Genomic DNA, 13,022 nt, shown 5'->3' with positions numbered 1-13,022 from the left:
CTCCGTGCGGTTCGGACCTTCGATAGCAGCGCCGTCCGCGAAGGGGGAGCCTTCGTCCACGTCGTGCATTATGGTCACGCTTGAACGTAATGAGGTCCGACATGATCCGTTTCATCATCCAGGCGCTGGTCACCATGGCGGGCCTTTGGCTATCCGCCCAGATTGTGCCGGGCGTCGATTTCACCAGCACCGGATCGCTGATGGCGGCGGCCATCATCTTGGGTCTGGTCAACGCCTTTGTGCGGCCGATTTTGGTGGTGCTGACCTTCCCGATCACCGTGGTGACGCTGGGTCTGTTTCTGCTGGTGGTGAACGCCGCCATGATCGGGCTGACTTCCGTCTTCCTGGACGGCTTCCGGGTCGACGGCCTTTGGGCGGGCATCGGCGCCTCCATCGTAACCGGCGTCGTCAGCTGGATCGCCGGCGCCTTCATCGGCGGAGAAGAGGGGCGGCGCTAGGCGTCCGCCAAAAGGGCGCCCATGATGACGCTCTGAAGTGCGGCGATCTCGATGGGCTTTCTCAACACTCCGTCGGCGCCGGCCGCCCTGTAACGTGCAACATCGTCGTCGAACACATTGGCCGTCAACATGTGTATTGGGGTGCGACGGCCGCCGGATGCGGCTTCATCGGCGCGGATAGCGGCCAAGGCTTCCACACCGTCCATTACGGGCATCATCACATCCATCAGCACGAGGTCAAAGGTTTGATCGCGCACGGCGGCGACCGCCTCTTGTCCATTCTCAACAAGTGTCAATTGGACGCCAAATTGTTCCAGCAGTAGCGTCAGAAGCTTGCGATTGGCGGGATGATCCTCGGCGGCTAGAACCCGAGGCGGCTGATCAGGAAGGTTCTGCGCGGGTGCAGCGGGCGAAGAATCGATTGCAGGTGTCGCGCAGTCGGCGGTGAAGCGGAACCAAAAGACAGCCCCATTCGGCCGCGCGGACCGAGCGCCAAGAGCCCCGCCCAGCGCTTCGACGCTGGCGCGACAGAGGGCCAGCCCCAGACCTGTTCCGCCTGCCGCACGTCCGGCGGCGAGTTGTTCGAAGGGCTCGAAGATGCGTTCGCGTTGATCCTCCGGCACGCCTGGCCCTTGGTCGTGAACCTCGAAATCCAGGTCGATGCGCCCATCTGAGGCGGGGAGTGCGCGGGCCAAAATGCGGATGGCGCCATGTGGCGTCAGCTTCAGGGCGTTGGACAGATAGTTGATCAGCACCTGTTCCACCCGGGCCTCGTCGGTCATGACGACAAAATGTTCGGGCGCGCCCTGCCGTTCGATCTCCAGCGTCAGGCCCAGTTCCTCCACGCGGGAGCGCCAGATACGGGCGATGGCGTCGAGCCGTTCGGCGAGATCGACCGGGGCGAGTTGGAGCTCGGCCTGTCCGGATTCGATCTTCGAGATGTCCAAAGCCCCGTTCAACAGCCGCAGCAACATACCCCCTGCATCCGCCATGTCGGTGACGATGGTGGCTTCCGCAGCGGGGCGTGGCCTGCCACGGAGCACTTCAATCAGCCCCAAGATGACGTTCAGCGGGGTGCGGACCTCGTGGCTGATCATCGCCAGGAAGCGGGATTTGGCCTTGTTCGCGCGTTCGGCGGCGGAGCGGTTCACCTCGGCCTCGGCCAGGGCGGCTCGCAGCTCGCGCGAACGCTCCGACAAGGCGCTCATCAGCTCAATGCTCTCGCGGTCGCTGCGCCATTGACGCCAGGCCGCCGCAATGACGCCGACGACGAACAGCGCCACTGCGCCTAGAAGGCGAGGATCCGAACCGACCTGGTACGAGGCGATCACCATCGCGGCGATGGATGGCGGCAGAACGGCAGCGACAAAGCTTGCGCGGCTTACGTGCACCTGATGGGCGCCGACCATCAAGTTGCCGGCCAGCAGCAGGCGGAGATAGTCGAGGTGTTGAGGCTGAGCCTGCCAGGCGGCCAGAATGAACACGGCGTTATGGCTGGCAAGACAAAGGGTGACGATCTCGGCAGACCGGCGGAACCTACGCGCTGCGGCGGGTGCATCAGGCCGTGCCAGCGCTGTCTGAACGGCCTGCCACAAAGGAACATAGAGGCAGAACTGAAACAGGCCGAAAGCCGCTGCCCATCCCCATCCCATGACCCAGAACGTCAAGGCCACGATAGCGGCAATCGTCGCCAGCCGCACAGGGAACATGTCCCGGTAGCGACCAGCGTAGGCCGTTAGGTAATCCGTACTGTCAGCCAATGCCACCAAGCCCCGCGTCAAGCGTGGCCATACCGGGTGAAGCTTAATGAGCTCTCAATCGGAGCTTGTCGTCAGCCCACCTTCACCCGCGTCGCCGCCTCGGGCAGGTCTTCGCCGAAGGCGCGTTGGTAGAACTCGGCGATGGTCGGGCGTTCCAGTTCGTCGCACTTGTTCAGGAAGGTCAGGCGGAAGCTGAGGCCCAGGTCGTCGTTGAAGATCTGGGCGTTCTGGGCCCAGGTGATGACGGTGCGGGGCGACATGACGGTCGAAATATCACCGTTCATGAAGGCGTTCCTGGTCATGTCGGCGACGCGGACCATGGCGGCGATCCGGCGGCGGCCCTCGGCGTCCTTCCACTCGGGCGCCTTGGCGGCGACGATCTCGGCTTCCACGTCATGATCCAGATAGTTCAGCGTGGTGACGATGTTCCAGCGGTCCAGCTGGGCCTGATTGATCTGCTGTGCGCCGTGATACAGGCCGGTGGTGTCGCCCAGGCCGATGGTGTTGGTCGTGGCGAACAGGCGGAAATAGCGGTTGGGGCGGATGACGCGGTTCTGGTCCAGCAGGGTCAGGCGGCCCTGAGCCTCCAGCACGCGCTGGATCACGAACATGACGTCGGGCCGGCCGGCGTCGTATTCGTCGAAGACCAGGGCGATGGGGCGTTGCAGCGACCAGGGCAGGATGCCCTCGCGGAATTCGGTGATCTGCTTGCCGTCCTTCAGGACGATGGCGTCCTTGCCGATCAGGTCGATCCGGCTGACATGGCTGTCCAGGTTCACCCGCACCAGCGGCCAGTTCAGGCGGGCGGCGACCTGTTCGATATGAGTCGACTTGCCGGTGCCGTGATAGCCCTGGACCATCACGCGGCGGTCGAAGGCGAAGCCGGCGCAGATGGCGATGGTCGTCTGGGGATCGAAGCGATAGGCCTCGTCAATCTCGGGCACATGGCTGTCGCGCTCGTCGAAGGCGGGCACGGTCATGTCGCTGTCCACGCCGAAAGCTTCGCGCAGGGTCACGCGGCGATGCGGTTCGAGCGTCAGCAGGGGATCGGGGGAGGCGTCGAGCGGGGAGGTCATGGACCTCATCTAGAGGCGCCGCGCGCGCGGCTCAACACGCGCGCGGCCCTCGGCGTCGGTTATTTCGCGCTCAGGCGAACATCGACGTTGTTGCGGGTGGCGTTGGAGTAGGGGCAAACCTGGTGCGCCTTTTCGATCAGGTCGTCGATGACGGCCTGCTCCAGGCCGTGGTCCGTCACGGTCAGGTCGACATCCAGGTTGAAGCCTTCACCCTTGGTGTTCTTGCCGAAGCCGACGCCGGCGGTGACCTTGGTGTCGGGGCTGACGGGCGTGCCAGCCTTGCTGCTGACCAGACGCAGCGCACCGAGATAGCAGGCGGCGTATCCGGTGGCGAACAACTGCTCGGGGTTGGTGCCGTCGCCGCCCTTGCCGCCCATCTCGGTCGGCGTCGACAGTTTGACGTCGATCTTGCCGTCGGCGGTGGCCGAACGACCGTCTTCGCGGCCTCCGCCCGATGCCGTCGATTGGGCGCGATACAGAACTTCCATGGCAGGCTCCTTGGGTTGGGATGCTTGAGATGGGAGCTTAACGGCGGACGGGAAGGGGCCGTTGCATCGCGGCTCTAGCCATCGGCGGGCGACGCGGGCTAAAGCACCCTTTCGGGGCGCGTCGTCGGAGTACGCAGTGAAGATTGCCGAACGCTGGTTCGTGTGGGCGGGCATGGTTCTGCTGGGCGGCATCGCCTTGGCGGGGTTGGTCGTCGCCGTCTATGCCGCGTGGCTGTTCCACGACCTGCCGGATGCCTCGGAACTGGCGGACTATCGCCCGCCGACCGCGACGCGCGTCTATGCCGGCGACGGCACCCTGATCGGCGAGTTTTCTGACGAGCGCCGAATCTATGTCTCCTACGACCAGATCCCTCAGCCGGTGATCCACGCCTTCCTGGCGGCCGAAGATCGCAACTTCTTCCAGCATGGCGGCATCGACGTGGGCGGCATCGGCCGCGCTTCGCTGAAGAACGTCTTCAACCTGGCGTCGGGACGCCGGCTGGAAGGCGGTTCGACCATCACCCAGCAGGTGGCCAAGAATGTCCTGCTGACCAACGAATCCAGCCTGAACCGCAAGCTGAAGGAAGCCATCCTGGCCAATCGCCTAGAGGCGACCCTGTCTAAGGAACAGATCCTCGAGCTGTATCTGAACGAAATCTTCCTGGGATATCGCTCGTTCGGCATCGCTTCGGCGGCCTACAACTACTTCGGCAAGTCGCTGGCGCAGCTGACGCCGGACGAAGCCGCCTTCCTGGCGTCCCTACCCAAGGGGCCGAACAACTATCACCCCAAGCGTCACCCCGGCGCGGCCAAGGGCCGTCGTGACTGGGTGCTGGGCGAAATGGAGCAGAGCGGCTGGCTGACGCCTGAACAACTGGTCGAGGCCCGTGCCAAGCCTCTGGTCACGCGCGATGCGCCGCAACGGTCGGACTACAAGGACGCCGACTTCTTTGTCGAAGAAGCGCGTCGCCAGGCCGCAGCCAATCCCCAGTTCGGCGAGCAGCTGCGCGCCGGCGGCTTCTATATGCGCACGACCCTAGACCCCACGCTGCAGACGGCGGCGCGCCGGGCCCTGATGCAGGGGCTTGAGAACTACGACCGTCGTCATGGCTGGCGCGGCGGTTGGGGCACGACCGACTTCGCCGACGGCTGGCAGGCGGTCGCGCTGAAGGAACAGGCGCCGCCCGAGCGCCGCAGCTGGCAGGCCGCCGCCATCGAAAGCGTCAGCGGCAATACGGTGCGCATCCGCACGGCCCGCGACGACAAGTCCGGCACGCTGCTGGCGTCGGACGCCGCCTGGGCCAACGCCAATCGCCAGTTGAAGCGCGGCGAACTGATCTTCGTGGAGCCCCAGGGCGGGCAGTTCGCCCTGAAGCAGGTGCCGCGCGTCAACGGGGCCCTGGTGGCCATAGAGCCGCAGTCCGGCCGCGTGCTGGCGATGGTCGGCGGTTATTCCTATGCGCTGTCCAGCTTCAATCGGGCGACCCAGGCCAAGCGCCAGCCGGGCTCGGCGTTCAAGCCGTTCGTTTACGCCACGGCGCTTGAAGGCGACTTCACCCCGGCCTCGATCGTGCTGGATGCGCCGATCAGCTTCGCCGGCGGGCCGAACGGTCAGCGCTGGACTCCAGAGAACTACAGCCGCCAATACTATGGCCCTCAGACGCTGCGGCGCGGCTTGGAGTTGTCGCGCAACGTCATGACGGTGCGGCTGGCCCAGTCGGTCGGCATGAAGAAGATCGTGGAGCAGGCGGATCGCATGGGGCTGCCCGGCATGACGCCGAACCTGTCGGTCTCGCTGGGCGCCGGCGAGGTCACGCCTCTGGACATCACGGCCGCCTATTCCGCCTTCGCCAACGGCGGCCGGCGGGTGACGCCCTATCTGATCGACTATGTTCAGGACCGCGATGGCGAGACCATCTTCCGCGCCGACAACCGCAGCTGCCGCGAATGCGGACGGGGCTTCTCCGGCCAGGAATCGCCGCGCCTGCAGCAGCGCGGAACCCAGGTCATCGACCCGATCACCGCTTATCAGATGAGCTCCATGCTGGAAGGCGTCGTTCAACGCGGCACAGCCGCCAGCGCGCGCGGCCTTGGCCCCTGGGTCGCCGGCAAGACGGGCACGACGAACGAATATCGCTCGGCCTGGTTCGTGGGCTTCACCACTGACATCGTCGTCGGCATCTTCATCGGCTTTGACGACAACCGCTCTCTGGGATCCGGAGAAGCCGGCGCCTCGGCCGCCGTGCCGGTCTTCACGGAGTTCATGCAGACGGCCTTGAAGGAAAGACCGGCTCGCCCGTTCGTCCGGCCCAAGAACGCCATCTTCCGCACCGTCAATGGCATTGAGGAGGCCTTCCGTCCCGGCACCGAGCGCCAGGCGCCGCCGCCACGCCCCACCGGCCCCGCGCGGCCCGTCGGACCGCAGAACTACTACGACGTGATCCGCCGCGAGCAGGAGGCCGCAACCGGCGCGCCGGCCGCTTCGCCAGCGCCGTCCGCGCCCCCGCCGCCCAAGAAGGCGCCGGCCGAGGACTTGAGCGGATTGTACTGAGGCTCTAGGTAGGCCTTTCGAACGGCGCGTCCTCGTGGCGCGCCGTTTTCCATTAATCCTGCCCTGTCACGCGGCCTGCGGGCCTGGCGACTTGAGGGCGTTGTGTCGCGGAGATTGCGATGAGACCGGATGTCGAGGCCATGAAGGCCGACATCGAGCAGAGCGTCGCTCTGCTCAGGAGGCGTCTTTGACTGGGATGTCGCTCTAAGGAAGCTCGATGAGCTGAATGCGCGGGTGGAGGATCCCACGCTGTGGGACAAGCCCGACGAGGCCCAGGCCGTCAGCCGCGAACGCTCGCAGCTGGAAGGCAAGATCAACACCGTCAAGGCGATGGAGCAGGACCTCGAAGACGGGGTGATGCTGGCCGAGATGGCGGACGAGGAAGGCGACGAAGGTGCGCTGGAAGACGCCCGCGCGTCGCTGCGCGGCATCAAGGAACGCGCCGCGCGCGCCGAGCTGGAAGCCCTGCTGTCCGGCGAGGCTGACGGCAACGACGCCTATCTGGAAGTGAACTCCGGCGCCGGCGGCACCGAGTCGAACGACTGGGCCGGGATGCTGCTGCGGATGTATTCGCGCTGGGCCAAGGCGCACGGTTACGAGGTCACGATCGAAGCCCACGAAGAGGGCGAACAGGCGGGGGTCAAGTCGGCCACCATCCTGATCGAAGGGCCCAACGCCTATGGCTGGCTGAAGTCGGAATCGGGCGTGCACCGCCTGGTCCGCATCAGCCCTTATGACGCGGCGGCCAAGCGCCACACCAGCTTCGCCTCCATCGGGGTGTCGCCGGTCGTGGACGACGCGATCGAGATCGACATCAACCCCTCGGACGTGCGCACCGACACCTATCGCGCCTCTGGTGCGGGCGGTCAGCACATCAACAAGACCGACTCGGCTGTGCGCCTGACGCACACTCCGACCAACACCGTCGTGGCCTGCCAGGCCGGCCGGTCGCAGCACCAGAACCGCGAGATGGCGTGGAAGATGCTGCGCGCGCGCCTGTACGAGCTGGAACTGCAAAAGCGTGAGGCGGCGGCTCAGGCGCTGGCCGACGCCAAGACCGACATCGGGTGGGGCCACCAGATCCGCTCCTATGTCCTGCAGCCCTATCAGATGGTGAAGGACCTGCGGACCGAGGTTGAGACCTCGGACACCCAGGGGGTGCTGGACGGCGACCTGGACGCCTTCATGGGCGCGGCCCTGGCCCAGCGGGTCGGCGAGACCCGCGGATCGAGCGTGGATTAGAGCCAAGTTCCATCGTCATTCCGGGGCTGAGCGCAGCGAAGAACCCGGAAGCCAGGGGTGCCGTCGCCACGTCAATCGCATCGAGCGATGGAGACGATTCCCTGGGTTCCGGGTTCGTCCTTCGGACGCCCCGGAATGACGAATGCGCTCTGATCAGGCGGCGGTCTTGTCCGCCTTGTCGGCCTTCGGGGCGGGGGCTTCCAGCATGGCGGCGCCGGGCGTGTCGCGCTTGGCCTGGTTGCAGCGGCCCTGGAACCAGGCGCCCTGGTCGATGGCGAGTTGCTCTTGCGTGATGTCGCCCTCGACGCGGGCGGTGGCGTGAAGCTTGACCTGTTTGGCGACGATGGCGCCCGAGACGCGGCCGCGCACGTCAAGGACGTCGGCATGGACCGTGCCCTCGACCGAGCCGCCTTCGCCGATCACGACGCGCGAGACGCGGACGTCGCCCTTCAGCGAGCCGTCGACCTGAAGCTCGCCGGCGCCGGAGATGTTGCCTTCGTATTTCACGCCGGCCGACAGGGTCGACAGATTGCTGGACCGGGCCGCCGGACGGGCCGGTTCGGGCGCGCGCGGCGCAGGCGTCGTGGCGGGCAGGGACGGCGTGCTCGCTGCCGTCGGCGTGGGGGTGGTCGGTTCGGGCGCCGGGGGGATGCCCAGGCCGTTCGATCCGCTGTCGTAGGATTTGCTCTTGGTGAACATGGTGCGCTCCGCATCTGCCAGCCAAGGCCGGCCAAGCCCCTATTAGCCCCGACGCCCACTAGGCCGTGGAGGAGGGGCCAAGGTCAAGCATCGCTTCCGAACGGCGCTCGCCGATCACAGGGCCCTGGCGGCCTCCCGCACGGCGGCGGCGTGGTCTGCGACCTTCACATTGCGCCAAGCCTTGGCGACGCGGCCCTCGGCGTCGATCAGGAAGGTGGCCCGCTCGATGCCCATATACTCGCGGCCATAGAGCTTCTTCTGCACCCAGACGCCCCAAGCCTCGCAGGCGCCGCCGTCCTCGTCGGAGGCGAGGGTGACGGCGAGATCGTATTTGGCCTTGAACTTGTCGTGCTTCTTCACCGTGTCCTTCGACACACCGATCACCGGAACGCCCAGCGCGGCGAAGTCAGAGGCAAGGGCGGTGAAATCCTGGGCCTCACGCGTGCAGCCGGTCGTGTCGTCCTTGGGGTAGAAATAGACGACCGCGGGCTTGCCCTCCAGGGCGGCGAGGGTGACGCGGCCGCCGCCATCCGTGGGCAGGTCGAGGGCGGGCGCGGGTTGACCTTCGGCGGCGGACATCAGACGGGCCTCACCAGAACGATCTTTTTCTTGCCGGCCGCCAGTTTGATGACGCCGTCCTTGAGGTCGGCCTCGGTCAGCAGTTGGGCGCCGTCGGACACCGCGGCGTCGTTCAGACGCAGGCCGCCGCCCTGGGCCAGGCGACGGGCCTCGCCGTTGGAGGCCGTCAGGCCGGCCTTCGTCACGACAGCGGCGATCATGGCGCCGTAGACCTCGGCCGACGGCAGTTCGACGGTCGGCAGGTCGGCGGACAGCTGGCCTTTTTCGAAGGTGCTCTCGGCGGCGGCGCGGGCGGTTGCGGCGGCCTCGGCGCCGTGCAGCATGGTCGTCGCGGCGTCGGCGAGGGCCTTTTTGGCGTCGTTGATGGCCGCGCCTTCCAGCGACTCGTAGCTGGCGATTTCGACGTCCGTCAGGTCCGTGAACAGGCGCATGAAGCGGCCCACGTCTCCATCCTCCGTGTTGCGCCAATATTGCCAGTAGTCATAGGGCGACAGGGCGTCGGCATTCAGCCAGACGGCGCCGCCCACGGTCTTGCCCATTTTCTGGCCCGAGGCGGTGGACAGCAGCGGTGTGGTCAGGCCGAAGGCGGCCTTCTGATCCACCTTGCGGGTCAGTTCGACGCCGTTGATGATGTTGCCCCACTGATCCGAACCGCCCATCTGCAGCGTGCAGCCGTAGCGGCGATTCAGCTCCAGGAAGTCGGTGGCCTGCATCAGCATGTAGTTGAACTCGAGGAAGGTCAGCGGCTGCTCGCGTTCCAGGCGCAGCTTGACGGAATCGAAGCTGAGCATCCGGTTGACGGTGAAATGCGTGCCGTAGTCGCGCAGAAATTCCAGGTAGCCCAGCTTGGACAGCCATTCGTCGTTGTCTACCATGATGGCGTCCGACGGGCCGTCGCCGAAGGTCAGGAACTTTTCAAACACGCCTTTGATGCCGGCGATGTTCTCGGCGATCCGCTCTTCGGTCAGAAGGGGACGCTGCGTATCCTTGAAGCTGGGGTCGCCTACCTTGGTGGTGCCGCCGCCCATCAGGACGATGGGCTTGTGTCCCGCTTGCTGCAGGCGACGCAGCAGCATGATCTGGATCAGGTGGCCGACGTGCAGCGAAGTGGCGGTGGCGTCGAAGCCGATATATCCGGTGACCACGCCGGCAGCGGCCGCCGCATCCAGTTCGGCCGGATGAGTGATCTGATGGATATAGCCTCGCGCCTGCATGGTGCGGAGGAAGTCGGATTTGAAGGCGTGTTCGGTCATGGTGAGGCTGGGTTAGCAGGGATGACGAGGGTCGTCTTCCCCTAGTCGAGGCGGCGCCGGCTGTTCAGACGGTGCGGATGAAAAACACCGTCTAAAGTGTCTAATTCGTCTAATCTCGATCGGCGCGCCATTGTGCGGTGCCTGGTTGGGCCAGTCGATGCGACGTTGGCGGTTCAGACGGTCCGGAAGAAAAAACACCGTCTAAAGTGTCTAATTCGTCCAATATCCCTCGATGCGAAATTGCACTGCAACGCGAAAACGCGTGCAAAATGCACGGTGGTGCAATTTCAGGTGGAGCGGCTTTGGGCATGGCGCGCCCATTTTAGCGCCGTTTCAGGCCGTGGCGGGTGCGGTGACGCTGCTGCGTCTCAGAGCACTGTAAACCCGGCTAATATCTCGCGTGGATGCGATGGCTGGCGAACTTATGCCGACGGGTCCGCCTGAGAATCACGGGGTTCAGCATCACGGCTACCGCTTTGACCCACGACCGGCCTGCGATACGAAGGCGCCATGCGCCTGCCTCTGATCCCGCACCCGACATCCAACTCTGCGGGACTGACTCTGGAGGTCGAGGCGCGGCGAGCCGGGCGGGTGCTGAGCCTGGAGTATGTGCTGGCCGGACCGGTGGAGGGCGTGTGGCGGCCGGAGGCGGCGGCGCGGGTGCGGACGGACGGGCTGTGGCGGGCGACCTGTTTTGAGGCCTTCGTGCGTACGGCAGGCGGCTATGTCGAATACAATCTGTCGCCGTCGGGGGCGTGGGCGGCCTATCGGTTCGACGGCTATCGCAAGGGGATGCGGGATCTGGAGATGCCCGCGCCGTTCATCGTGACGCGGTCGGCGCCCGGACAGTTCGTGCTGACGGCGGACGTTACGTTGCCGGAGGATGCGGTCGGGGCGGCGGGGTTGGCGGCGATGATCCGGGGCGTGGACGGGGCGATCGGCTATTGGGCGCTGGCGCATCCTTCGGATAAGCCCGACTTTCATCATCTCGACTCGTTCGCGCTGGACCTGACATGAACTTCGGCCTCGACTGCCTTTTGTCCGACGACGCCCTGAGGGCGCAGCTGAAGGGGCGACGCGTGGCCTTGCTGGCGCATCCGGCGTCGGTGACGAAGGATCTGACCCACGCGGTGGACGCGCTGGCCGCCTGTCCCGAGATCCGGCTGACCGCCGCCTTTGGCCCGCAGCACGGGATGAAGGGCGATCTGCAGGACAATATGATGGAGAGCCCGGATTATCGCGATCCGGTGCACGGCTTTCCCGTCTTCAGCCTGTACGGCGAGGTGCGGCGGCCGCGCGACGAATGGATGGCCGAGTTCGACGTGCTGCTGGTCGATCTGCAGGACCTGGGCTGCCGAATCTACACCTATGTGACGACCCTTCTGTACGTGCTGGAGGCGGCGGCAAAACACGGCAAGTCGATCTGGGTGCTGGACCGGCCCAATCCGGCAGGGCGTCCGGTCGAGGGTATGACGTTGAAGCCCGGCTGGGAAAGCTTCGTCGGGGGCGGGCCGATGCCGATGCGGCACGGCATGACGATGGGCGAACTGGGCCTGTGGTTCATCGACCAGTTCAAGCTGGATGTGGATTACCGGGTGGTGGAGATGCAGGGCTGGGCGCCCGAGACGGGGCCGGGCTTCGGCTGGCCGCTGCTGGACCGGTCGTGGGTCAATCCCAGCCCGAATGCGCCGAACCTGTCGATGGCGCGCGCCTATGCGGGCACGGTGATGCTGGAAGGGGCGACCCTGTCGGAAGGGCGGGGGACGACACGGCCGCTGGAGCTGTTCGGGGCGCCGGACATCGATGCGCGGGCGGTGATCGCAGAGATGCGCGCCCTGGCGCCGGACTGGCTGGGCGGCTGCGTCTTGCGCGACATGTGGTTCGAGCCGACCTTCCACAAGCACGTCGGAAAGCTGTGCAGCGGTGTGCAGATCCATGTCGATCATCCCGGCTACGACCACGCCGCCTTCAAGCCGTGGCGGGTGCAGGCCCTGGGGTTCAAGGCGATCCGGCGGCTGTATCCCCACTACGACCTGTGGCGGGATTTTCCGTACGAGTATGCGTTCGGGAAGCTGCCCATCGACGTGATCAACGGCGGGCCGGGCCTGCGGGAATGGGTGGACGACGCGGCGGCGACGCCTGGCGATCTAGACGCGGCGACGCAGCCAGATGAGGCGATGTGGGAAGAGGCCCGGCGACCGTTCCTGCTGTATTCACCATCATAAACAAAATCTATTGCACATCTGCAAATAAGTGATTGGGCTTATTTGGTGCGGTGCGGTAGGGAAGGGGCCTCCCAACCACCTTGCATTGGATTTTGCGCATGGCCCTCATCAACACGACCATCAAACCCTTTACGGCCGAAGCCTATAAGGGCGGCAAATTCCTGACGGTCACGGACGCCGACGTCGCGGGCAAGTGGGCGATCTTCTTCTTCTATCCGGCCGACTTCACCTTCGTGTGCCCGACCGAACTGGAAGACCTGGCTGACCACTACGCCGAGTTCCAGAAGCTGGGCGTCGAGATCTATTCGGTGTCGACCGACACCCACTTCTCGCACAAGGCCTGGCACGACTCGTCGCCGGCGATCGGCAAGATCGAATACACGATGCTGGGCGATCCGTCGGGTCTGGTGACCAACAACTTTGACGCCATGCGTCCGGGTGTGGGCCTAGCCGACCGCGCGACCTTCCTGGTCGATCCGGACGGCGTGATCCAGTTTACCGAGACGACGTCGGAAGGCATAGGCCGCAACGCCGCCGAACTGCTGCGCAAGGTCAAGGCCGCCCAGTATGTGCGCTCGCACCCGGGTGAAGTCTGCCCGGCCAAGTGGGAAGAAGGCGAAGCCACCCTGGCTCCGTCGCTCGACCTCGTCGGCAAGATCTAAGACTGACTGCGCCTATCGGGTCCGGCCTT

The 13,022-nt window shown here is 65.6% G+C and carries 12 protein-coding genes; 6 read left to right on the top strand and 6 right to left on the bottom strand.

Annotated elements, in window-relative coordinates; genetic code table 11:
• Positions 1-101 precede the first annotated feature (101 nt).
• The gene (locus O2K97_RS10430) at positions 102-458 is read left to right on the top strand and encodes a phage holin family protein (RefSeq protein ID WP_269219207.1); all 357 of its coding nucleotides are present in this window, start codon (positions 102-104) and stop codon (positions 456-458) included.
• On the opposite strand, the gene O2K97_RS10425 is transcribed toward O2K97_RS10430, so the two are convergent.
• The 3 genes from O2K97_RS10425 to O2K97_RS10415 are packed head-to-tail and all read right to left on the bottom strand — an operon-like array spanning position 455 to position 3,782.
• On the bottom strand, positions 455-2,239 hold the full coding sequence (locus O2K97_RS10425; RefSeq protein ID WP_269219206.1) for a response regulator: 1,785 nt from the start codon (positions 2,237-2,239) through the stop codon (positions 455-457). The two genes, O2K97_RS10430 and O2K97_RS10425, sit on opposite strands and share 4 nt — an antisense overlap.
• A 50-nt stretch (positions 2,240-2,289) precedes the next feature.
• Positions 2,290-3,294 carry a cobaltochelatase subunit CobS gene (gene cobS / locus O2K97_RS10420; protein ID WP_269219205.1) on the bottom strand — a complete coding sequence of 335 codons (1,005 nt, stop codon included), beginning with the start codon at positions 3,292-3,294 and terminating at the stop codon, positions 2,290-2,292.
• Between the two features lie 59 nt (positions 3,295-3,353).
• Positions 3,354-3,782 carry an organic hydroperoxide resistance protein gene (locus tag O2K97_RS10415; RefSeq protein ID WP_269219204.1) on the bottom strand — a complete coding sequence of 143 codons (429 nt, stop codon included), beginning with the start codon at positions 3,780-3,782 and terminating at the stop codon, positions 3,354-3,356.
• 136 nt (positions 3,783-3,918) lie between these two features.
• On the opposite strand from O2K97_RS10415, the gene O2K97_RS10410 reads away from it, so the two are divergent.
• Positions 3,919-6,333 carry a penicillin-binding protein 1A gene (locus O2K97_RS10410; RefSeq protein ID WP_331276130.1) on the top strand — a complete coding sequence of 805 codons (2,415 nt, stop codon included), beginning with the start codon at positions 3,919-3,921 and terminating at the stop codon, positions 6,331-6,333.
• Between the two features lie 119 nt (positions 6,334-6,452).
• Positions 6,453-7,575 (top strand): peptide chain release factor 2 gene (gene prfB / locus O2K97_RS10405; RefSeq protein ID WP_099052186.1). Its coding sequence is split into 2 segments (ribosomal slippage): positions 6,453-6,521 and positions 6,523-7,575, totalling 1,122 coding nucleotides; the frame shifts between segments, so codons are not numbered across the junction.
• Between the two features lie 153 nt (positions 7,576-7,728).
• Here prfB and O2K97_RS10400 read toward each other — a convergent pair.
• From O2K97_RS10400 to tyrS, 3 genes are all read right to left on the bottom strand, one after another.
• Complete coding sequence (locus O2K97_RS10400) at positions 7,729-8,274, bottom strand: bactofilin family protein (RefSeq protein ID WP_082465003.1); 546 nt, start codon at positions 8,272-8,274, stop codon at positions 7,729-7,731.
• Positions 8,275-8,388: 114 nt separating this feature from the next.
• Positions 8,389-8,853 (bottom strand): peroxiredoxin, encoded by a 465-nt coding sequence (locus tag O2K97_RS10395; RefSeq protein WP_269219203.1) that lies wholly within the window; start codon positions 8,851-8,853, stop codon positions 8,389-8,391.
• Positions 8,853-10,106: a tyrosine--tRNA ligase gene (tyrS, locus tag O2K97_RS10390; RefSeq protein WP_269219202.1), complete on the bottom strand. Its 1,254-nt coding sequence runs from the start codon at positions 10,104-10,106 to the stop codon at positions 8,853-8,855. The genes O2K97_RS10395 and tyrS overlap by 1 nt, the downstream gene beginning before the upstream one ends.
• 510 nt (positions 10,107-10,616) lie before the next feature.
• Here tyrS and O2K97_RS10385 point away from each other — a divergent pair.
• The 3 genes from O2K97_RS10385 to ahpC all read left to right on the top strand — a co-directional run bounded on the left by O2K97_RS10385 (position 10,617) and on the right by ahpC (position 12,993).
• Positions 10,617-11,123, top strand: a complete 507-nt coding sequence (locus O2K97_RS10385) for a DOMON-like domain-containing protein (RefSeq protein ID WP_269219201.1) — start codon at positions 10,617-10,619, stop codon at positions 11,121-11,123.
• The gene (locus O2K97_RS10380; RefSeq protein ID WP_269219200.1) at positions 11,120-12,331 is read left to right on the top strand and encodes a DUF1343 domain-containing protein; all 1,212 of its coding nucleotides are present in this window, start codon (positions 11,120-11,122) and stop codon (positions 12,329-12,331) included. The genes O2K97_RS10385 and O2K97_RS10380 overlap by 4 nt, the downstream gene beginning before the upstream one ends.
• A gap of 98 nt (positions 12,332-12,429) precedes the next feature.
• A complete protein-coding gene (ahpC, locus tag O2K97_RS10375; RefSeq protein WP_017504020.1) occupies positions 12,430-12,993 on the top strand; it encodes an alkyl hydroperoxide reductase subunit C in 564 nt (187 codons plus the stop codon).
• Positions 12,994-13,022 lie beyond the last annotated feature (29 nt).

Source organism: Brevundimonas vesicularis, from assembly GCF_027105095.1.
Taxonomy (GTDB): Bacteria; Pseudomonadota; Alphaproteobacteria; order Caulobacterales; family Caulobacteraceae; genus Brevundimonas; species Brevundimonas vesicularis_E.
Note: the sequence above shows the minus strand (reverse complement) of the source record. Positions and strands in the feature narration are given on the sequence as shown.

Coding starts and splice junctions, on each gene's coding strand:
- cobS (WP_269219205.1), bottom strand. CDS start 3,294: ATGACCTCCCCGCTCGACGCCTCCCCCGATCCCCTGCTGACGCTCGAA.
- O2K97_RS10430 (WP_269219207.1), top strand. CDS start 102: ATGATCCGTTTCATCATCCAGGCGCTGGTCACCATGGCGGGCCTTTGG.
- tyrS (WP_269219202.1), bottom strand. CDS start 10,106: ATGACCGAACACGCCTTCAAATCCGACTTCCTCCGCACCATGCAGGCG.
- O2K97_RS10380 (WP_269219200.1), top strand. CDS start 11,120: ATGAACTTCGGCCTCGACTGCCTTTTGTCCGACGACGCCCTGAGGGCG.
- O2K97_RS10395 (WP_269219203.1), bottom strand. CDS start 8,853: ATGTCCGCCGCCGAAGGTCAACCCGCGCCCGCCCTCGACCTGCCCACG.
- O2K97_RS10385 (WP_269219201.1), top strand. CDS start 10,617: ATGCGCCTGCCTCTGATCCCGCACCCGACATCCAACTCTGCGGGACTG.
- O2K97_RS10400 (WP_082465003.1), bottom strand. CDS start 8,274: ATGTTCACCAAGAGCAAATCCTACGACAGCGGATCGAACGGCCTGGGC.
- ahpC (WP_017504020.1), top strand. CDS start 12,430: ATGGCCCTCATCAACACGACCATCAAACCCTTTACGGCCGAAGCCTAT.
- O2K97_RS10415 (WP_269219204.1), bottom strand. CDS start 3,782: ATGGAAGTTCTGTATCGCGCCCAATCGACGGCATCGGGCGGAGGCCGC.